The organism is Georgfuchsia toluolica (assembly GCF_907163265.1).
GTDB classification, from domain to species: domain Bacteria; phylum Pseudomonadota; class Gammaproteobacteria; order Burkholderiales; family Rhodocyclaceae; genus Georgfuchsia; species Georgfuchsia toluolica.
Genome location: NZ_CAJQUM010000001.1, coordinates 2,626,320 through 2,651,833 on the forward strand (window position 1 = coordinate 2,626,320; position 25,514 = coordinate 2,651,833).

The 25,514-nt window shown below is 61.1% G+C and carries 27 protein-coding genes; 11 read left to right on the plus strand and 16 right to left on the minus strand.

What is annotated here, in order from left to right; all coding sequences use genetic code 11:
• Positions 1-74 precede the first annotated feature (74 nt).
• Positions 75-422: a hypothetical protein gene (locus tag K5E80_RS12430; protein ID WP_220636453.1), complete on the plus strand. Its 348-nt coding sequence runs from the start codon at positions 75-77 to the stop codon at positions 420-422.
• Here K5E80_RS12430 and K5E80_RS12435 read toward each other — a convergent pair.
• Both K5E80_RS12435 and pyrE read right to left on the minus strand, forming a co-directional pair.
• Positions 371-1,006 (minus strand): hypothetical protein, encoded by a 636-nt coding sequence (locus K5E80_RS12435; RefSeq protein WP_220636454.1) that lies wholly within the window; start codon positions 1,004-1,006, stop codon positions 371-373. The genes K5E80_RS12430 and K5E80_RS12435 overlap by 52 nt on opposite strands.
• A gap of 14 nt (positions 1,007-1,020) precedes the next feature.
• Positions 1,021-1,674 (minus strand): orotate phosphoribosyltransferase, encoded by a 654-nt coding sequence (pyrE, locus tag K5E80_RS12440; RefSeq protein WP_220636455.1) that lies wholly within the window; start codon positions 1,672-1,674, stop codon positions 1,021-1,023.
• Positions 1,675-1,831: 157 nt separating this feature from the next.
• On the opposite strand from pyrE, the gene K5E80_RS12445 reads away from it, so the two are divergent.
• The 6 genes from K5E80_RS12445 (at position 1,832) to K5E80_RS12470 (ending at position 6,169) form a co-directional block, all read left to right on the plus strand.
• On the plus strand, positions 1,832-2,626 hold the full coding sequence (locus tag K5E80_RS12445; protein WP_220636456.1) for an exodeoxyribonuclease III: 795 nt from the start codon (positions 1,832-1,834) through the stop codon (positions 2,624-2,626).
• 47 nt (positions 2,627-2,673) lie between these two features.
• Positions 2,674-4,350: an MBL fold metallo-hydrolase gene (locus K5E80_RS12450; protein WP_220636457.1), complete on the plus strand. Its 1,677-nt coding sequence runs from the start codon at positions 2,674-2,676 to the stop codon at positions 4,348-4,350.
• Between the two features lie 186 nt (positions 4,351-4,536).
• A complete protein-coding gene (locus K5E80_RS12455) occupies positions 4,537-4,848 on the plus strand; it encodes an ElaB/YgaM/YqjD family protein (protein ID WP_220636458.1) in 312 nt (103 codons plus the stop codon).
• 8 nt (positions 4,849-4,856) lie between these two features.
• On the plus strand, positions 4,857-5,243 hold the full coding sequence (locus K5E80_RS12460) for a phage holin family protein (RefSeq protein ID WP_220636459.1): 387 nt from the start codon (positions 4,857-4,859) through the stop codon (positions 5,241-5,243).
• Entirely contained in the window at positions 5,240-5,554 is a 315-nt protein-coding gene (locus K5E80_RS12465) for a YqjK-like family protein (RefSeq protein ID WP_220636460.1), read from the plus strand. The genes K5E80_RS12460 and K5E80_RS12465 overlap by 4 nt, the downstream gene beginning before the upstream one ends.
• 114 nt (positions 5,555-5,668) lie before the next feature.
• A complete protein-coding gene (locus tag K5E80_RS12470; protein ID WP_220636461.1) occupies positions 5,669-6,169 on the plus strand; it encodes a C40 family peptidase in 501 nt (166 codons plus the stop codon).
• Between the two features lie 59 nt (positions 6,170-6,228).
• Here the strand turns inward: K5E80_RS12470 and K5E80_RS12475 are convergent, their stop codons facing one another.
• The 5 genes from K5E80_RS12475 to ilvD form a co-directional block, all read right to left on the minus strand.
• Positions 6,229-6,432, minus strand: a complete 204-nt coding sequence (locus K5E80_RS12475; RefSeq protein ID WP_220636462.1) for a hypothetical protein — start codon at positions 6,430-6,432, stop codon at positions 6,229-6,231.
• A 103-nt stretch (positions 6,433-6,535) separates the two neighbouring features.
• Positions 6,536-7,750, minus strand: coding sequence for an AmpG family muropeptide MFS transporter (locus tag K5E80_RS12480; protein WP_220636463.1), 1,215 nt, complete (start codon positions 7,748-7,750; stop codon positions 6,536-6,538).
• Between the two features lie 249 nt (positions 7,751-7,999).
• Positions 8,000-8,590, minus strand: a complete 591-nt coding sequence (gene metW / locus K5E80_RS12485; protein ID WP_220636464.1) for a methionine biosynthesis protein MetW — start codon at positions 8,588-8,590, stop codon at positions 8,000-8,002.
• Positions 8,591-8,774: 184 nt separating this feature from the next.
• The gene (metX, locus tag K5E80_RS12490) at positions 8,775-9,908 is read right to left on the minus strand and encodes a homoserine O-succinyltransferase MetX (RefSeq protein ID WP_220636465.1); all 1,134 of its coding nucleotides are present in this window, start codon (positions 9,906-9,908) and stop codon (positions 8,775-8,777) included.
• Between the two features lie 437 nt (positions 9,909-10,345).
• A complete protein-coding gene (ilvD, locus tag K5E80_RS12495) occupies positions 10,346-12,196 on the minus strand; it encodes a dihydroxy-acid dehydratase (protein ID WP_220636466.1) in 1,851 nt (616 codons plus the stop codon).
• Between the two features lie 101 nt (positions 12,197-12,297).
• Between ilvD and lgt the strand changes: the two genes are divergently transcribed.
• Positions 12,298-13,095, plus strand: coding sequence for a prolipoprotein diacylglyceryl transferase (lgt, locus tag K5E80_RS12500; protein ID WP_220636467.1), 798 nt, complete (start codon positions 12,298-12,300; stop codon positions 13,093-13,095).
• Entirely contained in the window at positions 13,092-13,565 is a 474-nt protein-coding gene (locus K5E80_RS12505; protein WP_220636468.1) for a VOC family protein, read from the plus strand. The genes lgt and K5E80_RS12505 overlap by 4 nt, the downstream gene beginning before the upstream one ends.
• Positions 13,566-13,588: 23 nt before the next feature.
• On the opposite strand, the gene K5E80_RS12510 is transcribed toward K5E80_RS12505, so the two are convergent.
• Positions 13,589-15,058, minus strand: coding sequence for an NAD-dependent succinate-semialdehyde dehydrogenase (locus K5E80_RS12510; protein ID WP_220636469.1), 1,470 nt, complete (start codon positions 15,056-15,058; stop codon positions 13,589-13,591).
• 93 nt (positions 15,059-15,151) lie between these two features.
• Here K5E80_RS12510 and dacB point away from each other — a divergent pair, with 93 nt between their 5' ends.
• Both dacB and K5E80_RS12520 read left to right on the plus strand, forming a co-directional pair.
• A complete protein-coding gene (dacB, locus tag K5E80_RS12515) occupies positions 15,152-16,567 on the plus strand; it encodes a D-alanyl-D-alanine carboxypeptidase/D-alanyl-D-alanine endopeptidase (protein ID WP_246590975.1) in 1,416 nt (471 codons plus the stop codon).
• A 637-nt stretch (positions 16,568-17,204) separates the two neighbouring features.
• Entirely contained in the window at positions 17,205-17,687 is a 483-nt protein-coding gene (locus K5E80_RS12520; RefSeq protein WP_220636470.1) for a hypothetical protein, read from the plus strand.
• Between the two features lie 229 nt (positions 17,688-17,916).
• Here K5E80_RS12520 and ubiT read toward each other — a convergent pair whose 3' ends face one another.
• The 8 genes from ubiT to K5E80_RS12560 form a co-directional block, all read right to left on the minus strand.
• The gene (gene ubiT, locus K5E80_RS12525; RefSeq protein ID WP_246590976.1) at positions 17,917-18,384 is read right to left on the minus strand and encodes a ubiquinone anaerobic biosynthesis accessory factor UbiT; all 468 of its coding nucleotides are present in this window, start codon (positions 18,382-18,384) and stop codon (positions 17,917-17,919) included.
• Entirely contained in the window at positions 18,381-19,331 is a 951-nt protein-coding gene (locus K5E80_RS12530) for a U32 family peptidase (protein WP_220636471.1), read from the minus strand. Before K5E80_RS12530 ends, ubiT begins: the two co-directional genes overlap by 4 nt.
• 166 nt (positions 19,332-19,497) lie before the next feature.
• Positions 19,498-20,538, minus strand: a complete 1,041-nt coding sequence (ubiU, locus tag K5E80_RS12535; RefSeq protein ID WP_220636472.1) for a ubiquinone anaerobic biosynthesis protein UbiU — start codon at positions 20,536-20,538, stop codon at positions 19,498-19,500.
• 265 nt (positions 20,539-20,803) lie between these two features.
• Complete coding sequence (locus K5E80_RS12540; RefSeq protein ID WP_220636473.1) at positions 20,804-21,139, minus strand: DUF3301 domain-containing protein; 336 nt, start codon at positions 21,137-21,139, stop codon at positions 20,804-20,806.
• Positions 21,140-21,147: 8 nt separating this feature from the next.
• The gene (locus K5E80_RS12545; protein WP_220636474.1) at positions 21,148-22,428 is read right to left on the minus strand and encodes a hypothetical protein; all 1,281 of its coding nucleotides are present in this window, start codon (positions 22,426-22,428) and stop codon (positions 21,148-21,150) included.
• Positions 22,425-23,192, minus strand: a complete 768-nt coding sequence (locus K5E80_RS12550) for an outer membrane lipoprotein-sorting protein (RefSeq protein ID WP_220636475.1) — start codon at positions 23,190-23,192, stop codon at positions 22,425-22,427. Before K5E80_RS12550 ends, K5E80_RS12545 begins: the two co-directional genes overlap by 4 nt.
• 9 nt (positions 23,193-23,201) lie before the next feature.
• Complete coding sequence (locus K5E80_RS12555) at positions 23,202-24,590, minus strand: ABC transporter permease (protein ID WP_220636476.1); 1,389 nt, start codon at positions 24,588-24,590, stop codon at positions 23,202-23,204.
• Complete coding sequence (locus tag K5E80_RS12560; RefSeq protein WP_246590977.1) at positions 24,587-25,294, minus strand: ABC transporter ATP-binding protein; 708 nt, start codon at positions 25,292-25,294, stop codon at positions 24,587-24,589. The genes K5E80_RS12555 and K5E80_RS12560 overlap by 4 nt, the downstream gene beginning before the upstream one ends.
• Between the last annotated feature and the right edge of the window lie 220 nt (positions 25,295-25,514).

The window sequence follows — 25,514 nt, forward strand, 5'->3', positions numbered from 1 at the left end:
CTTTCTGACCGGGAGATGGAACACCTGCTCTCCCATCCGCAAACCGATTCGTTCGCCAAAGTGATGAGCAACAGGTGGCCAGCTTTGCAGCGGTGATGAAACTGGTGTTTGTCTCGTGGCAGGATATCGCCCTGACCGAGAATCATATCCGGCAACTACACCGCAATCTGCTGCGCTACAGCGAGCAGGACGCATTACCATCGGCGAGGCTGTCAAATTTACCGGGACCAGCCGCAATGCCCTCAAGCTACATTTTTGCGCGCTGGTGGAGAACCACCATCTTCCACAGCAGGGCAGCGGCGCGGTGTCTGGTACAACTTGAAGTAAATGCGGCAATTCCCCTGATTACCTATTTTGATTCAGACGCTGCTCAGGATTTGACGTCTTTATCTTTTGCCTTCATCTCGTGCAGGCGTTTGTAGTAGCCGTCGAACTTGGCCCTGGTCTCTTCGATCTCTTTCTTCTTTAGGTTAATCGCGGCCTGCTGCTCCTGCAGCGCCGTCTGATTGCGCGCAATCTTCTGTTTCAGGTCGGCTGGCAGCGGCTTGTTCTTGAAAAATTCGGTGTCGGCAGCCAATTTTGCCTTGGCCTTGTTCAAGTCGGCCAGTTTGTCCTCGGCGGATTTGATCGAGCGTACCAACTCGTTGACGGCGCGATCGCGTGCCGTATCCAGATCCTTTTCATCCGCATAGGTGCTGAGCAGGGCCTGATCGGCACGCCGCTGCTGCTCCGCGGCCTCGGCCATCTCGCGTTTCTTCTTTTCCTCGGCATTCTTGGCGGCCTGCTGCGCTTCGGTAAGCGGCGCCGCTACGTTGCGCACGCGAGTCCCCGCCTCGTTGTACTCGACGTAGGCGCGGCTGCGGCAGGCGTCGGGCAATACGTCCCCGCAGCGTTGCTGTCCTTTCTCGTCGGTGCAGCAGAAGGTTCGCGCGGCATACGCCGATGGTGCGGCGAGGCCCAGCAAGAGCATGGTGGTAGCGGCAAGACAAGCGCTGCGGTTTGACATATTCCTCGACATTTTCAGGCTCCCTGTATTCCGTACTGTTGGCGATAACGGCTTATTGCATCCAGATTACGCTCCAGTTCCCTGTTGCCGGCCAGGAAGGAGATCAAATCATTCAGTGTGGCAATGCTCAATACTGGCATGTTGTAGCCCCTTTCGACCTCTTGCACTGCCGACAGATCATCGCTGCCCTTTTCCTGGCGGTCAAGGGCAATTACCACGCCGGCCGGCATTGCGCCCGCGGCACGGATCAATTCGACCGATTCACGCACAGACGTGCCGGCCGAGATGACATCGTCAACAATCAGGGCACGGCCGGTCAAGGGCGCGCCGACCAGCGTACCGCCTTCGCCATGATCCTTGGCTTCCTTGCGGTTGTAGCAGAAGGGCATATTGCGGCCATGGCGCGCCAATGCAATGGCAATGCCCGCCACCAGCGGAATGCCCTTGTAGGCGGGGCCGAACAGAATGTCGAATTCGAGGCCGGAGGCGAGGATCGTCCGCGCATAGAAATCGCAGAGGCGATCGAGCGAGGCTCCATCATTGAACAGCCCGGCATTGAAAAAATAGGGCGACAAGCGTCCGGCTTTGGTCTTGAATTCGCCAAAACGCAGTGCGCTCCGCTCACAGGCGAAAGCGATGAACTGGCGGCTAGAATCGGGGTTCGTCATATGGCGATGATTTTACAGGTTCCGCCGCCGGGCCGTCCTGACCAAAGGAAATCCCCTTGGGACAAGGCTGAGCCAGTCACGACTTCGGGCGGACGAAGCCCGCGAATAACCGTCACCTCCTTCCTTGGGAAGGAGGTTGGGAGGAAGGCTTTTTAGCATGCTCAGAATTGTCTCGCTGAATCTCAATGGCATCCGTTCCGCCGCCGGCAAGGGTGTCTTTGACTGGCTGGCCGCCTCGGGCGCCGACATCGTTTGCCTGCAGGAACTCAAGGCGCAGTTGCCCGATCTGAGCGCGCAGATGCTGGCTCCAGATGGCTATAGAGGCTGGTTCCACTGCGCCGAAAAAAAAGGTTACAGCGGCGTCGGCATCTATTCGCGGCATGTGCCGGCCCGCGTCAGCGAGGGGATCGGCAACGCCGAGTTCGATGCCGAGGGACGCTATTTGCGCATCGATTTCGATGCGCCACAAAAAAAGCTTTCCGTGATTTCGCTCTACTTGCCATCCGGTTCCAGTTCGCCCGAACGGCAGGAGGCCAAGTTCCGTTTCATGAAATTGTTCTTTCCGATCCTCAAGTCATTGCGCGAAGAAGGCCGCGAAATCGTTCTCTGCGGCGACTGGAACATCGCGCACCAGGAGATCGACCTCAAGAACTGGAAGGGCAACCTGAAGAACTCCGGCTTCCTGCCCGAAGAGCGTGCATGGCTGACGCAGGTATTCGATGAAGTCGGCTGGGTCGATGTCTATCGCCGCCTGCATCCCGAAACGACGGGCGAGGCTTACACCTGGTGGTCGAATCGCGGCCAGGCCCGTGCCAAGAATGTCGGCTGGCGCATCGACTACCAGATTGCCACGTCGGATATTGCCGCTATGGCGTGTGTCGCCTCGGTTTACAAGGACAGGTTCTTCAGCGACCATGCACCGCTGATTGTCGATTACAACTGGGCTTTGTAAGCATTGAAATTATTATCATCAAATTTGAAGGATGGCACGGTTTGCAGATGATTCAGAAATCGGGTAACAACTCAAAAGCTCTGCGCCACGCTGCCACGCTGCTTGTTGTGCGCGATGCACCGGCCGGCATGGAAGTGCTGATGCTGCAGCGGCCGCAACGCGAGACGGATCGCTTCCGGGGTGCCTACGTTTTTCCCGGCGGCGTTGTCGAGGACAACGATCGCGGCCTTTACGCTTTCTGTGCTGGGCTCGACGACAATACCGCCAGCTGTCGCCTCGGCCTGAAAGAGCACGGCCTAGCGTATTTTGTTGCGGCGATTCGCGAGTGTTTCGAGGAAGCCGGACTTCTCTTGGCCTATGGTCCGGACGGGAATATGGTTGACCTCGACCGTTTCGACGATGTGCATTTGGCAACATTGCTCCGAAAACTGCGCACGGGCGAAACAGATCTCGGTGAGATATGCAGGAAACTCAACCTCAGGCTTGCCGTCGATAAATTGATTTGGTACAGCCACTGGCTTACGCCGCTGGGCATCGCAAAACGCTTCGATACGTTTTTTTTCCTGGTTGTTGCTCCTCCGGCACAGACGGCACTGCACGACGGAAGCGAAGCATTGCAGCATCGCTGGTTGCGCCCGGCCGAGGCGCTGGCCCATCCGGACGAATTCCATTTGGTGACGGCAACGCAACGCACGCTTGAATCCATTTCCTCCTTTGGCTGTACCGATGCCTGCTGCAAACACGCCCTAGGATTGAAAGACATTCAGGTCACGATGCCGCGCTTCGCGCACAGTGCCAGCGGACTTTGCAAACTGTTGCCAAACGATCCGGCCTATGCCGAGGTTGCGCGCCTCGACCCTGAAGGGCGTGGCGATACATCGTGCGAGATCGAACATGGCAGGGCGGTCCGCCTTTCGGAGCGCGTCATCCGGATCACGGCGCCCAATGGCAACATGATGACCGGTCCGGGAACCAACACTTATCTGGTGGGTGGCGGCAAGCGCAACGAATGGGCCGTCATCGATCCGGGTCCGGACATGGAGGCGCATGTGCAAAATATCATCGCCGCCGCCCCGGGGCCGATTCGATGGATTTTCGTCACCCACACCCATCGCGATCACTCCCCGGCTGCGGCGCAGCTCAAGTCCCTGACCGGCGCCCGACTCCATGGCCGGCTGGCGCAGAACCCGGAGTGGCAGGACAGCACATTCCAGCCTGACCAGATAATCGCGCATGGCGACAGGTTCGACATTGGCGCAGCCGCCACCTTGAGGGTGGGGCATACCCCAGGTCACGCATCGAACCATGTGTGCTACCTGCTTGAGGAAGAGAAGACCCTGTTTACCGGCGACCATATCATGCAAGGCACGACGGTCGTCATTAGCCCGCGTGATGGAGACATGGCTGTTTACTTGACTTCGCTGCAGGTGCTGCTCCAGGAGGATATTGAATGGCTGGCCCCAGGACATGGCCATCTGATGGATCATCCCTACGAGGTGATTCAGAAGACCATCCAGCATCGCATGGCACGGGAAGAGAAGATTGTCGCCGCGCTGGGCGAGTTGGCCTCCGCCGATGTGGATACTCTTCTTGATCGTGTATATGACGATGTCCCCGTCTATAAGCACCCGATTGCGAAACGCTCGCTGATGGCCCACTTGCTCAAGCTGGGCAACGAAGGCGTTGCGCTCGAAAACAATGGGCATTGGCGGCTGATCGAATGAATTGGACATGTTCCTGCCAGTTATAAATCCCGCACTTGACACGTCGGATGGCTCGGCCATGCCCATTTGGGGTGAACAAAATGCGATCTAAATTGCCGGAAGAGGTACCCCAAGTGATTTTCATCATTGTGGAACCCCTTCGGAAGCGGTAATCTAAGCATTCAAATCTCATCAGGAGAATCCCAAATGAACACCACTACCGATATTTCAAAGGAAAAGCTGGCCACCGATCTGAAGATCGTTATTTCCGATGCCGAAGAATTACTGCGTGCCACAGCCGGACAGGCTGGAGATAAGGTGGCTGAGCTGCGCGGCAAGATGCAGGACCGACTGAACAATGCTCGCGTCACGCTGGCCAAGGCGCAGGATGCCGTTGTGGACAAGGCAAAGCAGGTCGGTAATGCCACCGATGACTATGTTCACGACAATCCCTGGAAATCGGTCAGTATCGCTGCAGGTGTCGGGCTTCTGGTCGGCATTCTTATTGGCCGCCGCTGATCGCTCGAATGTCTGAACCCCGGCGCAGTCTGCTCGATTCGACGCGAACCTTGCTCGATACGGCGCTCGGCCTGCTGCAAACGCGGGTCGAGCTGCTGGTCACCGAGATCGAGGAAGAAAAGACGCGGCTGTTGAGCACGCTGGTGTTTGGTGCCACCGCTTTTGTACTGCTGGGCTTTGGGCTAATCTTTCTTGCCATCACGGTTACCGTTTTACTTTGGGATGATCACCGCCTTTTGGCTCTCGTCTTGCTGAGCGCGGCTTTCCTGGGCGGTGGCGGCATCGCGTTGTTCCTGACAATCCGTACTGTGCGACAACGCGAGCGCCTCTTCGCTGCGTCGCTGGCAGAATTGAAGAAAGACCGTGCCGCCTTGCGCGGCGAAGAGCAAACATGAATAGCCAGCGCCGGCTTGAACTGGCCCTGAAGAAACAGCGCCTGCAATATCGTTGTGCCGAACAGCGGCGCGAAATGGTGCGGGGCCTTATGCCACTGCTGCCGGTCTTCACGTTTGCGGAGACGGTTCGTAACGGGGCACGCTGGGTGCGCCAGCATCCGGCAATCTCCGCGGGCGTACTGGTTGCGGTCTTTGTGACAAAACCACGTTTTGCCATGCGCTGGGCGCGGCGTGCCTGGCTGGCGTGGCAAGGCTGGCGCAAGCTTGGCTTGTTGGTGACGACTCAGGAACGGCCGCCGCAAGCCGGTTAATGCGCACAGTCGCCAGCGCCATCCCCGAGGATAAAAATGCGCAAAGGCAAATTGAACGGGTTTACGTTGCCTGCTCCGTTTCATGTCGCCGCGCGGCGGCACTAGGATTTACTCATGCTTCCACGCCAAACCCTGTGGCCTGCCGCCACCGTCGTGCTTTGCCTGTCTGCCTTGTTGAGCGGGTGCGGCAACCTGCCCGCCAATACCCCACAGCCGGTTACGCTGACGAACGCCGACATCCAGGGTAACGACGTCGTGGTGTTCGCACTGGGACTGGTGGAAACGGACTATCGCTTTGGCGGCAAGAATCCCGCAGCTGGCCTCGATTGCAGCGGCATGGTCAGCTACGTCTTCGACAAGGCGGTCGGTCTAAAGCTCACCGGCTCGGCCGCCGACATCGCGCGCAAGGGACATGTTGTCGGGGTGTCGGCACTGCGGCCAGGCGATCTGGTCTTCTTCAACACCGCCAACCGGCCGTATTCGCATGTCGGCATCTACATCGGCGATCAGCGCTTCGTGCATGCGCCGAGCAAGAACGGCAAGGTGCGTATCGATACCCTGAAAACCGGCTGGTTCGCCGCGCGCTTCGAGGAAGCGCGAACCTACTTCAACTGAATTTTATGGATATGGGGAACCACGCCGCTCCGTATTTGGCGGCGTGATGTGGCAAGCGGCTACGCCTGATTGCGGTAGACCTTGCTCAGAAATGCGTCGACATCGAAATCGGATTCGCTCTTCGTGTCGTGGCTGATTTGCTGCAAACCAAGCTGCAGCTCAGGCACCGGCGGCAACCAGCCGGCACCCAGCACCTCGTCCTCGAACGAGCCGAATTCGTCTTCGATGATCTTGCCCGTGCTCATGTTCATCACCTTCAACATGTCCGTTCTCCCTGTTTTTTCATCCCATTGAAAAATGAAGTGGACGTAATTGAGTATATCGAGGCGATGAGTAAAAACTTAAACAAAACTTCACATGACGAGATCAAGTGTTGCGTTTATGCCACGGTGCTACATGCAGTAATAGCAGCATTCCTGGCAGGGCTAATAGCGCGCAAAGCAAAAAAAAGTTGGTCCAGCCAAATGCCACCACCAACCAGCCGGTGGTTGAATTGAGAAAAGTACGCGGCACGGCCGCGAGGCTGGTGAACAACGCCAGTTGCGTCGCCGTGTGGCGCGGATGCGTGGTGCGGGCAATGAAGGCGACGAAAGCCACCGTGCCAAGACCGACGCCCAGCGCTTCGATGCCGATCACGATGGCAAGCGCGCCCAGTTGAGGCGCCGCGATGGCAGTCTGTTGTCCCTGGCTCGCCAACCAGGCGAAGCCGAAGATGGAAAACAGTTGCACCAGGCCGAACAGCCACAACGCCCGATTGATGCCGATCCGCACCATCCACAGTCCGCCGAGTAGGCCGCCGATCACAGCCGGCCACAGTCCCGCATTTTTTGCGATCAGCCCGATCTCGGATTTGGAATAACCCATGTCGAGATAGAAAGGCGTTGCCAGTGCGGTACACATCGAATCGCCCAGCTTGTAGAGGAAGATGAAGGCCAGAATCATCGCCGCATCGCGCCAGCCGGCACGTTCGATGAACTCACGGAACGGCTCCACCACTGCCTCGCGCAGCGTTCGCGGCGCGATGGCCAGGGCCGGCTCGCGAATCATCAGTGTCATGGCGATACCCGGCAACATGAACATGGCGGTTACTTCAAAAACCATTTGCCATGGCAGATGATCGGCGAGGATCAGCGACAGCGAACCAGGCACCAGTCCGGCGATGCGGTAGGCGTTAACGTGCACCGAGTTGCCGAGGCCCAACTCTTCGTCCGGTAGCAGTTCGCGCCGGTAGGCATCGAGCGCGATGTCCTGCGTTGCCGAGGCGAAGGCGACCAGCGTCGCCAGCAGGGCGATTTGCTGCAGATCCGTGGCGGGTGAAAAGATGCCGAGCATGGCCACCGTGACCAGCAGCAATACCTGAGTCGCCAGCATCCAGCCGCGGCGGCGGCCGAATAGGGGCAGCGCATAGCGGTCGAGCAGCGGCGACCAGAGGAACTTCCAGGTGTAGGGAAACTGGATCAGCGCGAACAGGCCGATTGTCTTGAGGTCGATGCCTTCTGTCTTGAGCCAGGCCGGGACGAGATTGAGCAGCAGGTAGAGCGGCAATCCGGAACTGAAACCGGTCAGCACGCAGATCAGCATGCGCCGTGAGAACAATGCGCGTAACGAAGACGACGTCACAAGAGGCCGCAACAAAATGGAAGCGAGCGCTGGCAAGTCAGGCGCGGCCGACGTGCCTTGTGATGTCGAGCGTAGCGAGCCGAATAATCGCCTTCCCCGTGAGGGGGAGGGTGGGAGGGGGCGGACGTTACTGTCGCTTTTCCGGCCAAGTATCAAAGTCCTCCATCGAAATCCGTCCTCTTTGATTCCGATATGGCTGGTTTGGGCATCCTATCTCCGTGTGATGCGATACACGGCGAGACTGCCGAGGTAGTTCTGCTCCTCGGTGATCTCGATGCCGTTGTCGAACACCTTGCGTTCCTTCACCGTGATGTCACGCTTGGCGCAGAACTCGTCGAAATCGGCGATGGTGCACAAATGGATGTTGGGCGTGTCGTACCACTGGTAGGGCAGGTCTTCCGACACCGGCATGTGGCCGTTGAGAATGTCGAGGCGGTGCTTCCAGTAGCCGAAGTTGGGAAAGCTCACCACCGCCTCGCGGCCGACGCGCAACATCTCGAACACGATGGCCTCGGTGTGGCGCATGGCCTGCAGCGTGTGCGACAGGATCACGTGCTCGAAAGCGCCGTCCTCGAAGCCGGCCAGGCCGGCTTCGAGATTGCTCTGGATCACATTGATATCGTTGCCGATGGCGGCCAGCACATTGTCATCGTCAATCTCGACGCCCCAGCCGCGCACGCCGCGTTCCTTGATCAGGCGGCGCAGCAGCGAACCGTCGCCGCAGCCAAGGTCGAGCACGCGCTCGCCGGGCTGTACCCAGCCGGCGATGACTTCCCAGTCGGCACGAAGCGGTGCATTCATTGAAGTACCTTCCTCCCAACCCCCGAAGGGCTCGTTTTGCACAGCTCGCCCGCTTCGGCAGCGCCGAGCAATGCTCGGCGAATTCCTGCCTTCGCCCCAAGGAAGGGGGCGATTATTGTTCGCGGGCTGCGCCCGTTCCATAGAGATGGCTGTACCGTCCTTGGGACGGCCCGGCGGACGGCACTCATATCTTCACATTCCCGAGAAAAGCGCGGATCACCGCATGGTACTTCGGGTCCGGCATGAGGAAGGAATCGTGGCCGTAATCGCAACTCAGTTCGGCGTAAGAGACATCCTGCCCGTTCTTGAGCAGCGCATCGACGATTTCACGCGAGCGCGCCGGCGCGAAGCGCCAGTCGGTGGAAAAGGAGGCGACGAGAAACTTCGCCTGTGCCACCGCCAACGCGGCGGCCAGGTCGCCCGCCCCTTCGCGTGCCGGATCGAAGTAATCGAGCGCCTTGGTCATCAGCAGATAGGTATTGGCATCGAAGGTCTCGGCGAACTTGTCGCCCTGGTAGCGCAGGTAGGACTCGACCTCGAACTCGACGCCGTAGCTGAAACCCAGGCTGCCGCCGCGCAGTTCGCGGCCGAAACGCTCGCCCATCTGGTCGTCCGACAGATAGGTGATGTGGCCGAGCATGCGCGCCAGGCGCAGGCCGCGCCAGGGTTTGACGCCATGCTCGTAATAGTGGCCGCCATGGAAATCCGGGTCGGACAATATCGCCTGCCGCGCCACGTCATTGAAGGCGATGTTCTGCGCCGTCAGCCTGGGCGCCGCGGCGATCACCAGGGCATGACGAATACGTTGCGGGAAAGTGATGGCCCAGCGCAGCGCCTGCATGCCGCCGAGGCTGCCGCCGATCACCGCGGCCCAGGCATCGATGCCGAGCCGGTCGGCCAGCCGCGCTTGCGCCTTCACCCAATCGATCACCGCCACCAGCGGGAAATCCGCGCCCCAGGGTTTGCCGCTCGCCGGATTGATCGAGGACGGCCCGGTCGAGCCATGGCAGCCGCCGAGGTTGTTGACGCCGACCACAAAAAAACGATTGGTATCGAGCGGGCGGCCGGGGCCAATGATGTTGTCCCACCAGCCGATGTTGTCGGGTGCGTCCACATAAGTTCCAGCGACATGATGACTGCCCGACAGCGCGTGGCAGACCAGGATGGCGTTGCTCTTCGCCGTATTCAGCGTGCCGTAGGTCTCATAGACCAGGTCGTAGGCGGGCAGCACGGCGCCGCTGCGCAACGCCAGCGGCGCGTCGAAATGCGCGCGCTGCGCCACGACCTGTCCTACCCCTGATGAAATATCAATTGCCATCAAAGGGGCCTATTCAGACTTGGCCGGCGCGATGCGTTGCCGGCGAAATGCGGATGGATGCAAGGCGGAGGGCGCAGCCAATGGCCATCCCCCTTGGCAAGCCCGACAACGCCGCAGACGCCGCATTTCGCTGCAACCCGAAGGGAACGGGAAAATTTACCGCATGGCGGCGTTGCTCGTCGTTTATTTGGAATAACCAAATTGCTCTCCTCGCGCCTTGCCCTGCAGTAAATTTTCCTCGTTCGCACACGTCGTCCAAGACTGAATAGGCCCCAAAAAAACCCGATCGGCGTCTGGCGCGGACCGGGTTGTTTGTCATTTCCCTGTCTCGCTTTAGCCGGATTTATCAAGCGCCCGCAAGCAGAGTCAAATCGGCGCAACGGTTGTGAGGCTACCGGCCGTGCGGCGGCTTGTCAATCTCTTGGCGGCAGTCGTGTTCAGCGTTTGAGCTGACTGACATCGCGCACCGCGCCCGTATCGGCGCTGGTGGTCATGGCGGCATAGGCGCGCAGCGCCGCCGATACCTTGCGTTCACGCTGGCCGGGGTGCCATGCGGCGGACCCCTTCGCTTCCATTGCCTTGTGCCGCTCGGCCAGCGTTGCATCGGAAACCGCGAGATGAATGCTGCGCCCCGGGATGTCGATTTCGATGCTGTCGCCTTCCTCGACCAGCGCGATGGCTCCGCCGGCGGCGGCTTCGGGCGAGGCATGGCCGATCGAGAGGCCGGAAGTGCCGCCCGAAAAACGGCCGTCGGTGAGCAGCGCGCAGACCTTGCCCAGATCCTTCGATTTCAGATACGAGGTTGGATAGAGCATTTCCTGCATGCCGGGGCCGCCCTTGGGGCCTTCGTAGCGGATGACAACGATATCGCCGGCGACGATCCGGTCGCCGAGGATGGCGGCCACCGCGCTGTCCTGGCTCTCGAAGACGCGGGCGCGGCCGGTGAATTTCCAGATGCTCTCGTCGACGCCAGCGGTCTTGACGATGCAACCCTTCTCGGCGATATTGCCGTGGAGCACGGCGAGCCCGCCTTCGGTCGAGTAAGCGTGGTCGAGATCGCGGATGCAGCCGCCAGCGCGGTCGAGATCGAGCGTCGGGTAGCGCCGCTCCTGCGAGAAAGCGACCTGGGTCGGCACGCCGCCGGGCGCGGCGCGGTAGAAGTCGTGCACGGCTTTCACGTTGCTGCGCTTGACATCGCAGCAGTCGAGCTGCTCGCCCAGCGAGGGATAGAGCACGGTCGCGCCATCGCGGCGGATGAGGCCGGCGCGGTCGAGTTCGCCGAGGATGCCCATGATGCCGCCGGCGCGATGCACGTCTTCCATATGGTATTTCTGCGTCGCCGGCGCCACCTTGCACAGGCAGGGCACCTGGCGCGAGAGGCGGTCGATGTCCTTCATGGTGAAGTTGACGCCTGCTTCCTGCGCCGCCGCGAGCAGATGCAGCACGGTGTTGGTCGAGCCGCCCATGGCGATGTCGAGCGACATGGCGTTCTCGAAGGCTGCAAAGCTGGCGATGGCGCGCGGCAATACCGATGTGTCATTCTGTCCGTAGTAGCGCCGGCACAGGTCGACGATGACTCGGCCGGCCTTGAGGAACAGCAGCTTGCGGTCGGCATGGGTGGCCAGGAGCGAACCGTTGCCGGGCAGCGACAGGCCCAGCGCCTCGGTCAGGCAGTTCATCGAGTTGGCGGTGAACATGCCGGAGCAGGAACCGCAGGTGGGACAGGCGGAACGCTCCATGTCCGCGACTTCGCGCTCGCTGTTGCGGCTGTCGCCGGCCTCGATCATGGCGTCGATCAGGTCGATGGCGCGGTACTCGCCATGCCATTTGACTTTTCCCGCCTCCATCGGCCCGCCCGAGACGAATACCGCCGGGATGTTGAGCCGCAGCGCCGCCATCAGCATGCCCGGCGTGATCTTGTCGCAATTCGAAATGCATACCAGCGCGTCGGCGCAATGGGCGTTGGCCATGTACTCCACCGAGTCGGCGATGAGTTCGCGGCTGGGCAGCGAATAGAGCATGCCGTCGTGGCCCATGGCGATGCCGTCGTCGATGGCGATGGTGTCGAATTCCTTGGCGATGCCGCCCGCTGCTTCGATCTCGCGCGCCACCAGTTGGCCGAGATCCTTGAGATGGACATGACCGGGCACGAACTGGGTGAAGGAATTGACCACGGCGATGATGGGCTTGCCGAAATCGCCCTCCTTCATGCCGGTGGCGCGCCACAGCGCACGCGCACCGGCCATGTTGCGGCCGTGGGTGGAAGTTTTGGAACGATAGTCGGGCATGGAGGTCTCCGGCGGATTTCTGGCGTGATGCGCAGGGCGTTAAGTGCCGCGCGATAGAATGCCAATTCTAGCCCATCGCACCTGCCGACCCGATCCTTCACATGCTCATCCATCCCCAATTCGACCCGATTGCCATCCACCTCGGCCCGCTGGCAATCCGCTGGTACGGCCTGATGTACCTGGCCGGGTTTTTGGCGTTTTTGTGGCTGGGCAACTCGCGCGCGCGGCGTTTTCCCGAGCGCGGCTTCACCGCAAAGGACATGGACGACCTGCTGTTCTATGGCGTGCTCGGCGTGGTGATCGGCGGCCGTCTGGGGCAGGTGCTGTTCTACGATCCCGGTTATTACCTCGATAATCCCGCTGATATCGTCGCCGTCTGGAAGGGCGGCATGAGTTTTCATGGCGGCTTTCTTGGCGTGCTGGTCGCCATGTTCCTGTTCGCCAGAAAGCGCGGCAAGACCTTCTGGCAGGTGACCGATTTCATCGCGCCGCTGGTGCCGCTCGGCTTGCTTGCCGGGCGCATCGGCAATTTCATCAATGGCGAATTGTGGGGACGGGCCGCCGACCCGGCATTGCCCTGGGCCATGATTTTTCCGCAGTCGCAGGACAATCTGCCGCGCCATCCTTCCCAGCTTTATCAGGCCGGCATGGAAGGGCTGCTGCTGTTTGCCATTCTCTGGTGGTATTCCTCACGGCCGCGCCCGCGGCGCGCCATCTCTGCCGTGTTCCTCATCGGCTACGGCGTGTTCCGCTGGATCGGCGAATATTTCCGCGAACCCGACGCCGGCATCTTCGGCCATTCCTATCTGGTCAGCATGGGCCAGTGGCTGTCGCTGCCGATGGTGCTGGTTGGTGCCGCGCTGCTGTTCATCGCTTATCGTTCTCAAGGAAAATCATGACGACACGTCCCTTCAAGGTGCTGGGCATCCAGCAAATCGCCATCGGCGGCCCATCCAAGGAACGCCTGAAGAAACTCTGGATCGACATGCTCGGCCTCGAAGTCACCGGCAATTTCGTTTCCGAAAAAGAAAATGTCGATGAAGACATCGCGGCGCTGGGTAGCGGTCCGTTCAAGGTTGAAGTCGACCTGATGCAGCCGTTCGATGCGGCAAAGAAACCCGCGGTGCATGAAACGCCACTAAATCACGTCGGGCTCTGGATCGACGATTTGCCCAGGGCCGTGGAGTGGCTGATGGCACAGGGCGTGCGCTTTGCGCCGGGCGGGATTCGCAAGGGTGCCGCCGGCTACGACATCACCTTTCTGCATCCGAAGGGCAACGAGCAGTTCCCGATCGGCGGCGAAGGCGTGCTGATCGAACTGGTGCAAGCGCCGCCGGAAGTGGTGGCGGCGTTCGCCAAGCTCGCCTAGGCGTAGCCAGGCGATGGGTTAACTCAGAGCCCGCCCTGGCAGAGGTATTTGATTTCGAGGTATTCGTCGAGGCCGTGGCGCGAGCCTTCGCGGCCGATGCCGCTCTCCTTCATGCCGCCGAAGGGCGCAACGGCGGTCGACAGGATGCCTTCGTTGATGCCGACCATACCGAAGTCGAGCGCCTCGGCCACGCGCCAGATGCGCGCCGCATCGCGGCTGTAAAAGTAGGCGGCCAGTCCGGCCGGCGTGGCATTGGCGATGCGGATCGCATCTTCCTCGGATTCGAAGCGCACCACCGGCGCCACCGGACCGAAGGTTTCCTCGCGCATCGGTAGGGCATCGGGGCTCACGTCAGCCAACACCGTTGCAGTGAAAAAGGTACCTTCACGCGCCGCGCGCGTTCCCCCGATGACGACATGAGCGCCCCTGGCGACGGCATCGGCGACATGGCGCTCAACCTTGTCGATGGCGCGCTGGTCGATCAGGGGGCCGAGCTGGACGCCCGGCTCCAGCCCGTTGCCCAGCTTGAGCCTGGCGGCGGCCTCAGCCAAGCGCAAGATGAAACGTTCGTATATGCCCTGCTGCACCAGTATGCGATTGGCACAGACGCAGGTTTGCCCCGAGTTGCGGTACTTCGACGCCACGGCCCCGGCCACCGCCGCTTCCAGATCAGCATCGTCGAAGACGATGAAGGGTGCGTTGCCGCCGAGTTCCAACGAGAGTTTTTTCACGCTGCCGGCGCATTGCTGCATCAGCAGTTTGCCGACCGGCGTCGAGCCGGTGAAGCTGAGCTTCTTCACCAGCGGGTTCGCGGTAAATTCGCCGCCGATCGCTTTCGCGTCTCCGGTCACCACCGACAGCACGCCGTCAGGAACGCCGGCACGCTGCGCCAGTTCGCACAACGCCAGCGCCGAGTAGGGTGTCAGTTCGGAGGGCTTGATCACCATGGTGCAACCGGCCGCCAGCGCCGGCGCGACCTTGCGCGCGATCATTGCAGATGGGAAATTCCACGGCGTGATTGCGGCGCAAACGCCAACCGGCTGGCGCTGCACCATGAGGCGTTTGTTGGGCCAGGGCGAGGGAATTATTTCGCCGTAGGCGCGCTTCGCTTCCTCGCCGAACCAATCGAGAAACGAGGCGGCATAGGCGATCTCGCCGCGGCTTTCGGCGAGCGGCTTGCCCTGCTCGACCGTCATCAGCAGCGCGAGGTCTTCCTGGTATTGCAACATAAGATCGTTCCAGCGCCGCAGTATGGCTGCCCTTTCCGCGGCCGTGCGGCGCCGCCAGTCGGGCAGCGCCTGTGCGGCGGCTTCGATGGCGCGCCGCGCTTCGTCCGCGCCCATGTCGGGAACGCTGCCGATCACCGCGGCGGTGGCGGGGTTGAATACTTCGATGCGCTTGCCGCTGTCGGCGTCCACCCAGCGGCCGGCCAGAAACGCTTGCTGGCGGAACAGCGCGGGATCGTGTAATAAGGGATGAGTAGCTGCGTTCATAAACACCTCTGGAAAATGGCGGCGCATCAGCCTGCACAGGCAATGCGCTGCATTCTATTAAGATTCGCCATCGTCCGCCATTTGGAGCCGCCCATGATGAGGGGGAATTTCGAAAGTGCATGGCAAATTGCGTGTATCTGCCTGGCATTTTTCTGCTTCTGCGCATCGGCGCATGCGGCACTGCCCGCACCAGTCGTAGCGGAGTTGAAAGCGGCCGGCATCCCCGCGTCGGCAGTCGGCATCGTGGTGCAACAGGTGGGCAAACGCGCAGCACTGATTGAGCTAAATCCGCGGCAAGCCATGAACCCCGCCTCGGCGATGAAACTCATCACCACCTGGGCGGCGCTGGAGATGCTTGGGCCGGCCCTTACCTGGACCACCAGGGCATACATACAGGGGACGCTTGCCGATGGCATTCTGTACGGCGACCTCATCATTCAGGGCAGCGGCGATCCCAGGCTGACGCAGGAACAGTTCTGGCTGCTGTTGCGGCAACTGCGCGCGCGCGGTCTGCGCCAGATCAAGGGCGATCTGGTGCTCGATCGTTCCGCCTTCGCTCCGATCGCGCAGGACACTGCGTTCGACGACAAACCGCTGCGGCCCTACAACGTCGCGCCCGATGCGCTGCTGCTCAACTTCAAGGCCGTGCGCCTGACATTGATCCCCCGGGGCGAACGCATCGTGCTCAGCGCCGAACCGCCGCTGACCGATCTCAACATCGTCAACCTGATGCGAACCGTACCCGGCGAATGCGGCGAATGGAAGGACGGCCTGCGCGCCGAGCAGACGGAACACGAAGGCCGCTATCAGCTCGCGTTGAGCGGCAGCTATCCCGCTGCCTGCAGCGAACAGGACTGGAACCTTGGCGTGCTGTCGCACCGCGACTATGCCGCCGCGGTATTTCGCGATTTGTGGCGCGAACTGGGCGGGACGCTCGACGGCGCCGTGCGCGATGGCACGACACCGTCCGCTGCGCAGCCCATGGCCGTGATCGAATCGCCGCCGCTGGCCGAGATCGTGCGCGACATCAACAAGTACAGCAACAACGTGATGGCGCGCGAGTTGTTTCTTTCGCTCGCCCGGGACAAACCCGCCACGCTGCCGGGTGCCGCCGCAGCGGTGAAGCAATGGCTCGCGGACAGGAATATCGCCGCGCCGGAACTGGTGCTCGACAACGGCGCCGGGCTGTCGCGCCATGAGCGCATTTCTGCCGCCACGCTCGCGCAGCTGCTACAAGACGCGGCGGCGAGCCCGCTGATGCCGGAGTTCGTCGCCTCGCTGCCGCTCGCCGCCGTCGACGGCACGATGAAAAAGCGCCTCAAGGATGACGGCATTGCCGGCCACGCCCACATCAAGACCGGCACGCTGGATGGCATCAAGACCATGGCTGGCTATGTGCTGGATGCCCGTGGCCGGACGATGATTGTCGTGTTCCTGGTAAATCATCCCAACGCCCAACGCGCGCAGGCCGCGGAGGATGCGCTGCTGCGCTGGGTGTATCGGCGTTGAAAGAGGCAGCAAGGAGAATTCAGCGACGAAAATCGGACTGCAAATCCCCGATTGCAGCTGGCCCGGCGGGACTCTGACAGAAAATGATTTCCGAGTGCCCGCAACCTGGAGACATAATGCAACCGTCACTATCGGCCATGAGCCGCTGCTGCCCAAACACCCCGATAGCTGCCGTTCAGACAGAAGAAACTTCATCGAGTAGTCGAAGGGATGTGGAGCGGAACAACCCCACAAGTATCACCCTTTTCAAAAAAGCGCTCAGATTACCCAAAGCAGCGTCAATTTCCTGCCCCGGTTCGCAGGTTGTCATAGAGACGGCAGGGGGGATAAATTCCTTGAAAAACATGCAAATAGGTTATTATAGTAGCGTCATTATTATTAATTGATACGGAGACCCGATGGGTCCGTGTAAACACTGTTGGGCATCTCGACAATGAGAGTTGCGCTTGCCTCCATATCAATGGGCCTTGCGCTCACACAGCTGGGATGCGCAACGAGCTCAGGAAACTCGCCGTATCCCACCGAGTGGGCTTCTATCAAATCGGCACCCACACAGGAGGGCTGTCCTGATCTTCAAGGTACATACACCAACCAAGGAACGGGGACGTTCCCGTCCGAGGCAGGCGCCGCCCCGTCGTTGGCCGAGATATTCACGGCAATGGCGCGATCCCAAAGCGCGACCGGCCCTACAGCCTGGAAGCGCTCATGGCCGACCGTTCCGCTCGATGCGGCTTTGGTATCTATCGAGCAGACACCCGAAACGATGAATATCACGTTCATCGACACCGCCGGTCGCCGCACCCCGCTGATCTTCAGGCGCTATCGCTTCAGATTATCCGAAGACCGTGTTGACGACCTCTTCAGTTGCAGGACGCTGTACGATGAACCAACCCTGAGGTTCTTCAATGAGCCTTTGAGCCACGCCAGCACGTCGATTGTTGCGGTCGGAGGCGGTGGAACCACTGTGGCTCTGCTCAAGTCCGTCGATGGCTCGTTGGTCGTTAACTGGCGTAGCGACGCGTTGGCTCTCACTCTATTTGTCCTGGGCTCGGGTTATCGAGTCGATAATCTTTGGTATCGATATTCTCGCCTCCCTGCCGAGAAACCCGCCGAACGATAGCCGTGCCCAACAATCGCTTCGAGAGGGACGCTTCACCAGCAAGCTTCGCTTGCCGGCTCCGCGCCCCTCAAGCTAAACGTTGAATGTCCGTTTCAATTGAAGCGACAGGCGGCTTCGGGGCGTAAGTGACGGTTCTGGATTTTTGAAAACGGACGTTGGGTTGGCATTCCCCGCCAAAATTCTGAATGCCGATAAGATATTGGCGATGCCGCTCGCCCGCGCCGGAAATTCAACCGCGCTGGCCGGGCCAGCGCAACAGCGGGCCGATGGCGTCGAGCGTGTTTTTCAGCACCACGCCCATTTCGGTGTCGCCTTCCATGATCAGGGCGCGCTCGAAAAACAGGCGGTCGGCATCGTCCTCGCCGCGCACCAGCCTCAGGTAGCTGGCGACTGGGGCGAGAATGCGCAAATCTGCGGCGCTGCCCGCCGGCGCCACGCGAAAACCATTGGCGCCCAGTTGCAGGCGCATGCACAGCCCGATATCTGTGACCTGTATCTCGACGGTGCGGTTCGACAGAATCTGGTGCGCATCGGCCGGCAGGCGTGGCAGCAGGATGCGGTCCAGTACGCGCGCCATCACGAACGAGGGCGGCTCGGTCGGCAGCACCCGCACCACGCGCCGCAGGCGCTCCTTCATCGCGGCATGCAGGCTGGATAGTCCGGCCAGGGCGCCGGGGGCTTGTTCCGCCGGCTTCATGCCGCCACCCATTCCAGACCGGCGCGGCGGTGGGCGTAGCCGTTGGAGAAGCCGCCGGCCAGGCTCAATTCGCGCAGGGCCGGCAGCGCCTCGGCGGCCGGCATGCCGCGGTTCATGACGCGGTCGAAATAGTCCAGCACTTCACCGAACCCTTGCGCGCAGGGCGACAGGCGCAGGCGCGACACGCCGGCTGCGGCAAGCGCCGGCCCCTCGCCGATCAGGCACTGCTGCGTGGCGGACTGCGTCTGGATGCCGTTGAGGACGAGGAAAGGCTGTCCTTCGTCGCTGGAGAGGAGCAGTCCGTCGGGATAGTCCTTGCAGCGGAATTCGCATTCGTCCTTGTTCAGACGATGGTGGCGTGCGGTGAAGCAGCGCGCCGAGAATGCGAGCGGCATGCGGCCGTAGACGAAGGCCTCGGTGGCCAGCGGCACGCCGGCCGCGTTGCATACCGGATCTGCGGGCGGATTGATGAGGCCGATCTTGTCGAGCGCCAGCTCGGGCGAGGCCGCCCAGCGCACCGCGCCCAGTTTGGCATGCTCCATCAGGGCGGGCCGGTTGTAGATGTTGATATGCACGCCGAGTACAAAGGAAACGGCGGGCACCGTGCCGGCCAGCACTTGCAGGGCCGAGGCGTCGCCCGCCTCGACCATGAATTCCTGCTGTTCGGCGAGCCGGCGCACCAGCCGCAAATCGGCTTCGGATTCGATCAGGGTCTGCGTGGCGAGCACCACTTCCTTGCCGGCGGCGCTGAGCTCGCGCGCCAGGCCGAGCCAGTCGTCGAGCTTGAGTTCGCGCCGTCGTGAACACACCGTCTCACCCAGCACGATGGTATCGGCCACCGAATCGGCCATCGCTTCATAGAATTTCAGCAGCGTCTCGCGCGGCCACAGGTAAAGCACCGGCCCCACCGTGAGAGCAAAACGCTGCGGATCGGAAATCGGGTTCATTGCGAAACTCTTTTAGCGTGAAAAAGCGGCGCCAGAGCGCCTTGTGATATCGAGCGTAGCGAGCAAATCAGTAGCCCCGCCCCGGGGCGGGGATGGGGGTGGGGGGAGTTCAATTTGTCTTTGCGCATTTATATCCTCGGGGATGGCGCTGTGGCAGCCATGCGCGTCAACTCCAGGGCCGGTCGTAGGCGCCCAGCGTATGCTGTTGGCCTTCGGCGAAGCGCGCCAGCGTGGCGGTCCACGCCGGTTGCACACTGTAGCGCGCGGCGGTACTGGCATGGTCGATGGCGGCGCGCCAGACGCGCGTTACCTGTTCAACATAGGACGGGCTGCGCTGGCGCCCTTCGATCTTGATGGCCTTGACGCCAATCCTGATCAGATCCGGCAGGATCGCCATCACATTCAGGCTGGTGGGTTCTTCCAGCGCGTAGTCGCGCGTTTCGCGCACGTCGAAGCGGCCCTTGCACAGCGCCGGGTAACCGCGCGGTTCGTCCGGCGCATAGCGGTCGATCAGCACGCCATTGAGCCGTGCCTCGACGCCGGCCGGCGTGTCCTGCCAGCGCACCGCCGACGGCGGCGAGCAGACGCCGACATTGTTGGGCGACTGGCCGGTGGTATAGGACGACAGCGCGCAGCGCCCCTCGGCCATCACGCACAGGCTGCCGAAACCGAACACTTCGATATCGACCGGAGTGTGTTCGATCACCTGCCCGACCTGCGCCATGGTCAGCACGCGCGGCAGCACGGCGCGCTGGATGCCGTAGCGCTGGCGATAGAACTCGATCGCCTCGTGGCTGGTGGCCGAGGCCTGCACCGACAGGTGCAGGCGCAACTGCGGATGATGGTCGCGGCAATACGCCATCACCGCAGTATCGGCGACGATCAGGGCATCGGCGCCCATGGCCACGGCGGTATCCACGGCGCGGTACCAGGGGCCGAGGTCGTGCGCGTCGGCATAGGTGTTGAGTGCCATCAGCACGCGGACGCCGCGTTTGTGCGCATAGGCGATGCCTTCGCGCACCTGGGCGTCGTCAAAGTTCAGGCCGGCGAAATTGCGTGCGTTGGTGGCATTTTTCAGGCCCAGATAAACAGCATCGGCGCCGGCGTCGACGGCGAGCTGCAGCGCACGCAGCGAACCGGCGGGACAGACGAGCTCGGGTTTGCCGGGCGGCTTTGGTGTTTGCTGGACGTTGCTGGGAACGGACATTTTTGGAATCGGAACAGGGTAAGCAGATAAGCGGCAAGGGCAGCATTTTACTGCACAAGTGGACACTGCTCTGGCTTGGGATTGGATGGTACAGCTATCGGCGCCTAAGCGCTCACTCCGGCCAATCGGGCCGCGATCACGATCATTGCATCGGAGGCCCCCATGGGCGGAAGCGCGTTCCGGTAAGCCAGTTGCCGTTCGCGGTGAGCCTGTCTGTGGCGCGCTTGTTACAGCAGCCCTGCGATTTTCCCGATCGCAGCATCCATCAGTGCAATACCGTGTCCGAGGACACGAGTCTCAATCCGATATTGACGACGACAACCCGACAGCCCAGCAGGACGACGCTGCCATTGCGGCGATTGTTTCCCGTGTCGCTGAACTCAAACTTGTAAACCCTCCGCAGCGCAATCTGGCCGTCATCGTTGCGAACCGGCCTCAGGCTGGCGATCGCCACCGTGTCGTCGAGCAGCTGAAGATTTTCGGATTCACAGGCAAAGCGGGCTGCCTTGATGCCGGCTTCGCGCGCCTTGAAACTGTCGAACCAGAGCCAGGCCAGCCCGCCCAGAACGATCAGACTGATGATATCGAACGCAGATAGCATTTGCTGCCCTAAAAATAGTACCTGAGCAAAGCCTGCCAGCTTTGGCTTTTCGGCGCGGCGCCGTAATCGCTGAAAAGCCCGCCGCTGTAACGTTGCCATTGCACAGCGAACTCGGCATGCTCCAGATGGTAGCGTGCCTCCAGCCAGTACAGGCGGCTGGAATCGACGGCGTCGAAATGTTCCATCGCGCTCAAGTCGAGATGATTGATCAGCGCATCCTGCCATCGGCCATAGAAAAAAACGGCCTGTTTGGTCGGCGGCTCCTGAACGATTTGTAGCCAATTCCGGTATTGTCCATAGATGAGCGGGGAGCCACGACCCAGGGCCTTCCAGTTGGCCTTGTCCAATCCGCCGCCGTTGTATTCGAGTTCCGCGGTCAATGAAATCTTGTTCGACATGGTGTAGGTGAGTCCGGCCGATACGCGATTACGGAACTGACTGTCATGGCTGGTAGCCAATGTCGCCTGGTTCAGCGCCTGCGTCAGCAACGATGGGCTGTGCCCGCCCGACCATTCAAAATAAATAACCGTCGCATCGCTGACGAGGACGGTCAGATTGAGGCCGAACTGCAGCGGCAGCTTTTCTTCCTGGTAAATCAGGAATTGCGGATTGATGTCGTCGCTGATTTTCTGGCTGATGGCGACGAGCCAGCGATTCTGATTGTTGGTTGCGCCCCAGTCGGGATTGAAGGCATTGCTGCTGGTCCGATCGGAGAGTTCAGGCGAATATAGTGCCGTGACGGAGCCGCCATCCCACAGGCTTTGACCGTGCAGCATCACGCTGCCCTGCCGGTTTTCCTTGAGGCTGGCAGGGTCGACCGAGACGATCGAGCGCAGCGCGCCGCCGCGAAAATAATCGGTCGGGTTGTAGCCGGTGGCGACGCCGTAGCGCACGTTGATGCGGCCCAGGTCGAGGATCGCATCCGGCCTTGCCTGCCAGCTGAGGTAGGCCTCCTTGACGGTGTTGATGCTGTTCTCGTCGTTTACCTGCGCTGGCCAGTTCATGTCCAGCCGGTCGGCGAACACGGCGCGCCAGCCGGGAGCAAACGAATTGTCATATTGCACGTCGAGCGACAGGCGCTGGTCATGCCGGGTCTGGTTGCCATCGCGCCGGGTGAAGCCGCCGAAGGCGCCTTCGACAAAAGTTTTCCAGTTGCTGGCGCTCTCCACGGCGGCGGGCGCCGTGTCCGCCAGCAACAGGGCATCGACATCCTGATCGCCGGCCAGTGCGGAATTGAAGGCCAGCAATCCAAGCGAGACCAGTATCGCAACCTGGATGATCTGGCTCATTCCGGCTTGAAGCGGGGCAGGTAGTCGCGCTGCAGCCAGATTTCCGGCACTTCACGCTTGACCCAATCGGAATAGCGCATGACGGTGACCCAGTCCGGATCGAGGCCGTCGATGATCACGATCTCGGTTGGACGCTCGATCCCGAACAGCTTCTGATAGCGGCGGTAATAGGCTGTCTTCAGCAGCTTGCCGCTCTCCGTGTAAAAGCGGGCCTTGACCGGACGGGAATTGGCGGTTTCGACCCACATCTCGATATGGCGATAAGTGGCATCCGGCGTGGCGGCCGACAGGGTCAATCTGTAGCAGTGCCGGAGCTGCCGTTCTCCATCCTGGGTATCTTCTTCCGTCGCCTGCGTCGCCTGGTAATCCTTGGAAAAGTTGACCGTCACGACGTCGCCGTTCGAGGCCTGGCCCAGCAGCCGCTGCTGCGGCGAGAGGCGGATGCTGGCCTTGCTGGCCGGATCGTAAAACCACATGTCGCGGCCAGCGAACAGGATCAGCTTGCTCGCATCGCGCGGCGGCGCCACGTAACGGATCAGGCTGCGGAACTGGCCGCTGTTGCTGTCGGCCTTGGAATAGATCGCCAGCGTGCTGGTATCGGCCTGCTTGCCGTTGCGATATTCGATCAGCGTGTTGGTGAGGCCGAACGGATAATCCGGATTGCGCACTGCATCGCTCGCAGCCAGGATTTCCTGCGGACTGGAGCTGGCATTCGCAGCGGCAGGCAACAGTAGAACAACCAAGGCAGTTATGAGTTGTCTCATCGTCATTTTCTAAACGTGGCGCAGGGCATCGACGATCATCAGTTTCGCCGCACGGTTGGCCGGCCACCAGGCGGAGACAACGGTCACCGCAATCAATCCGATCACGCTGCCGATCATCAGGAACGGGTCCTGCCAAACGCGCACCAGGATCAGGTAGGCATAGGAATAACCGGGCGGTATCCAGGACCAGCCGCTGTGATTGATCAGGTAGGCGATGGACAGGGCACAGAGCACCCCGATCGCCGACCCGATCACCCCCAGCACGATGCCCTCGCACATGAACAGGCGGCGGATGCCGGAACGACGCAAGCCCATGGCGCGCAGGGTGCCGATTTCAACCGTGCGTTCCACCACGGCGGTGCTCATGGTGTTGCCGATCGTGAACAGCACGATGACGCCGATCAGGACCGCTATAAACCCGAACATTGAATCCATGAACTGCAAGGTCTGTCCATACATCGGGTTGAGAACGCCAAAATCGAGGACCTCCAGCGGTGCGGTCTTGAATTCGGTCGCCAGCAATTTCTCCAGCCGCGCTTTCGCCTCCGCTATCTGGTGGGTATGTTGCAGCTGCACCATGATGGCGGTTACCTGTGGCGGCGTCGACCCGTAGATCAGTTTCTGCGCCCGCGCCAGATGCATGGCCAGATAGACATCGTCCAGCGCCTTGATGCCCTTGTTCTCGGCCTTCACCACGTTTAGGCTGGCGACATTCGGAGCGCCATGCGCCGTGGCTGCCAGCAGCTCGATGCGGGTTTCGTCCTGCTGCGGGATATTGTTTTTTTCTAGCGCGGACAGTGCGGCGATATCGTCCGGCGCCCGCTCGCCTTCTGCAACTGCCGCGATCGGCGCCTGGGTGCAATTGGGCACCTTGAGTGCATTGCAAAGATTGAGCTTGCGCGCCACGCCGGTACCAACGACAACGGCATCTTCACCGGTGCCGACCAGAGGCGGCGGTTTGGAATAGCTGAACACCTCGTAGTCGTTCCACTGCAGCAGCCGATTGCGCTCTTCCGCCACCAGGCCGACCGCCAGCACCGAGCGCGAAATGCCGGCCGAAAAATTGCCAGCGATGCCGCCCAATTGCAGGGTCGGCGTTACCACGGTCAGCATCGGCGCCAGCACCGGATCGCGCTTGATTGCTGCGATGATGCGCTGGTAGTCCGGAATGCCGTAGGCGGTCGGATTGTCGCTGCCATCGAGAAAATAATCCTTGTGCTGAACCTGCAAATGGCCGCTGTTTTGCACGAAGCTGGTCTGCAGCCCGTACATGATGTTGGAGCGGTAGCCGCCGAACAGCAGGATGGCCACCAGGCCGACGATCATGGCCAGCAGCGTGGTAAGCGAACGGCGGCGGTTGCGCAGCAGATTGCGTACTGCCAGCGACAAGATCTTCATGGCGCGTCCACTGTCGCCGCGCGGCATCGCTCGACGCCGGTGATGCGGCCGTCGCGTATGAATATCGCATCGTCGGCCTCGGCCTGCACCTGCGGATCGTGGGAGGAAAACACAAAGGACACATGATGCATGCGCTGCATCTTGCGCATGAGGGCGATGATCGCGGCGCCGGTGTGGCTGTCGAGGTTGGCGGTTGGCTCGTCGGCCAGCACCAGTTTCGGCTCGGTCGCCAGCGCACGCGCAATCGCTACCCGCTGCCGCTGTCCGCCGGACAATTGACCCGGACGACTTTGTGCCCGCTCCGCCAGCCCCACCGCGTCGAGCAGCGCCAGCACGCGCCGCCGCCGTTCCGCGGCGAGAATCTTCGCCAGCAGCAGGGGATATTCGACATTCTCATAGGCGGTCAGCACCGGCAGCAGGTTGAAATTCTGGAATATGAAACCCAGGTGGCCGGCGCGGAAGTCGGACATGGCATCGTCCGTCATCTCGTTCACCGACTGCCCGGCCACCACCACCTCGCCATGATCCGGCCGGTCGATGCAGCCGATCAGATTCAACAGGGTGGTTTTGCCGCTGCCGGACGGACCGGAAATCACGGTAAAGCAGTCGGGGCGGATTTCCAGGCTGATATCCGTCAACGCCGGCACGTCGACCGCATCGAGATGGTAGGTCTTGGCAACCTGCCTGAGAACGACGGGATACATAATGCTTCCATCAAGCATAATCAGACCGGATCAATAATTTCAAACAGCCTTATTCTAGCCCGATGCGCAACGGCGCAATGACGTGGGCGTCCCACAAGAAGGATGAGTTTGTCATGGTTGTCCGGTTTTTGCCATCCGGAATGCGCGGCGCGTAATCACTTGCAGGAAATATCTCAGCGCGCTGGGTTGCCGAGTGCCCCAGTCTCGAACTGATACTGCA

Bases quoted from the DNA above. Each gene is read 5' to 3' on its own strand.
- lgt (WP_220636467.1), top strand. From the start codon at position 12,298: ATGCTCATCCATCCCCAATTCGACCCGATTGCCATCCACCTCGGCCCG.
- K5E80_RS12470 (WP_220636461.1), top strand. From the start codon at position 5,669: ATGCTTCCACGCCAAACCCTGTGGCCTGCCGCCACCGTCGTGCTTTGC.
- K5E80_RS12540 (WP_220636473.1), bottom strand. From the start codon at position 21,139: ATGCTATCTGCGTTCGATATCATCAGTCTGATCGTTCTGGGCGGGCTG.
- K5E80_RS12555 (WP_220636476.1), bottom strand. From the start codon at position 24,590: ATGAAGATCTTGTCGCTGGCAGTACGCAATCTGCTGCGCAACCGCCGC.
- K5E80_RS12545 (WP_220636474.1), bottom strand. From the start codon at position 22,428: ATGAGCCAGATCATCCAGGTTGCGATACTGGTCTCGCTTGGATTGCTG.
- K5E80_RS12435 (WP_220636454.1), bottom strand. From the start codon at position 1,006: ATGTCAAACCGCAGCGCTTGTCTTGCCGCTACCACCATGCTCTTGCTG.
- metX (WP_220636465.1), bottom strand. From the start codon at position 9,908: ATGGCAATTGATATTTCATCAGGGGTAGGACAGGTCGTGGCGCAGCGC.
- ubiU (WP_220636472.1), bottom strand. From the start codon at position 20,538: ATGTCCGTTCCCAGCAACGTCCAGCAAACACCAAAGCCGCCCGGCAAA.
- K5E80_RS12450 (WP_220636457.1), top strand. From the start codon at position 2,674: ATGATTCAGAAATCGGGTAACAACTCAAAAGCTCTGCGCCACGCTGCC.
- K5E80_RS12550 (WP_220636475.1), bottom strand. From the start codon at position 23,192: ATGAGACAACTCATAACTGCCTTGGTTGTTCTACTGTTGCCTGCCGCT.
- pyrE (WP_220636455.1), bottom strand. From the start codon at position 1,674: ATGACGAACCCCGATTCTAGCCGCCAGTTCATCGCTTTCGCCTGTGAG.
- K5E80_RS12445 (WP_220636456.1), top strand. From the start codon at position 1,832: ATGCTCAGAATTGTCTCGCTGAATCTCAATGGCATCCGTTCCGCCGCC.
- K5E80_RS12510 (WP_220636469.1), bottom strand. From the start codon at position 15,058: ATGAACGCAGCTACTCATCCCTTATTACACGATCCCGCGCTGTTCCGC.
- K5E80_RS12560 (WP_246590977.1), bottom strand. From the start codon at position 25,294: ATGTATCCCGTCGTTCTCAGGCAGGTTGCCAAGACCTACCATCTCGAT.
- K5E80_RS12455 (WP_220636458.1), top strand. From the start codon at position 4,537: ATGAACACCACTACCGATATTTCAAAGGAAAAGCTGGCCACCGATCTG.
- K5E80_RS12460 (WP_220636459.1), top strand. From the start codon at position 4,857: ATGTCTGAACCCCGGCGCAGTCTGCTCGATTCGACGCGAACCTTGCTC.
- K5E80_RS12505 (WP_220636468.1), top strand. From the start codon at position 13,092: ATGACGACACGTCCCTTCAAGGTGCTGGGCATCCAGCAAATCGCCATC.
- metW (WP_220636464.1), bottom strand. From the start codon at position 8,590: ATGAATGCACCGCTTCGTGCCGACTGGGAAGTCATCGCCGGCTGGGTA.
- K5E80_RS12480 (WP_220636463.1), bottom strand. From the start codon at position 7,750: ATGCTGATCTGCGTGCTGACCGGTTTCAGTTCCGGATTGCCGCTCTAC.
- ubiT (WP_246590976.1), bottom strand. From the start codon at position 18,384: ATGAAGCCGGCGGAACAAGCCCCCGGCGCCCTGGCCGGACTATCCAGC.
- dacB (WP_246590975.1), top strand. From the start codon at position 15,152: ATGATGAGGGGGAATTTCGAAAGTGCATGGCAAATTGCGTGTATCTGC.
- K5E80_RS12465 (WP_220636460.1), top strand. From the start codon at position 5,240: ATGAATAGCCAGCGCCGGCTTGAACTGGCCCTGAAGAAACAGCGCCTG.
- ilvD (WP_220636466.1), bottom strand. From the start codon at position 12,196: ATGCCCGACTATCGTTCCAAAACTTCCACCCACGGCCGCAACATGGCC.
- K5E80_RS12475 (WP_220636462.1), bottom strand. From the start codon at position 6,432: ATGTTGAAGGTGATGAACATGAGCACGGGCAAGATCATCGAAGACGAA.
- K5E80_RS12530 (WP_220636471.1), bottom strand. From the start codon at position 19,331: ATGAACCCGATTTCCGATCCGCAGCGTTTTGCTCTCACGGTGGGGCCG.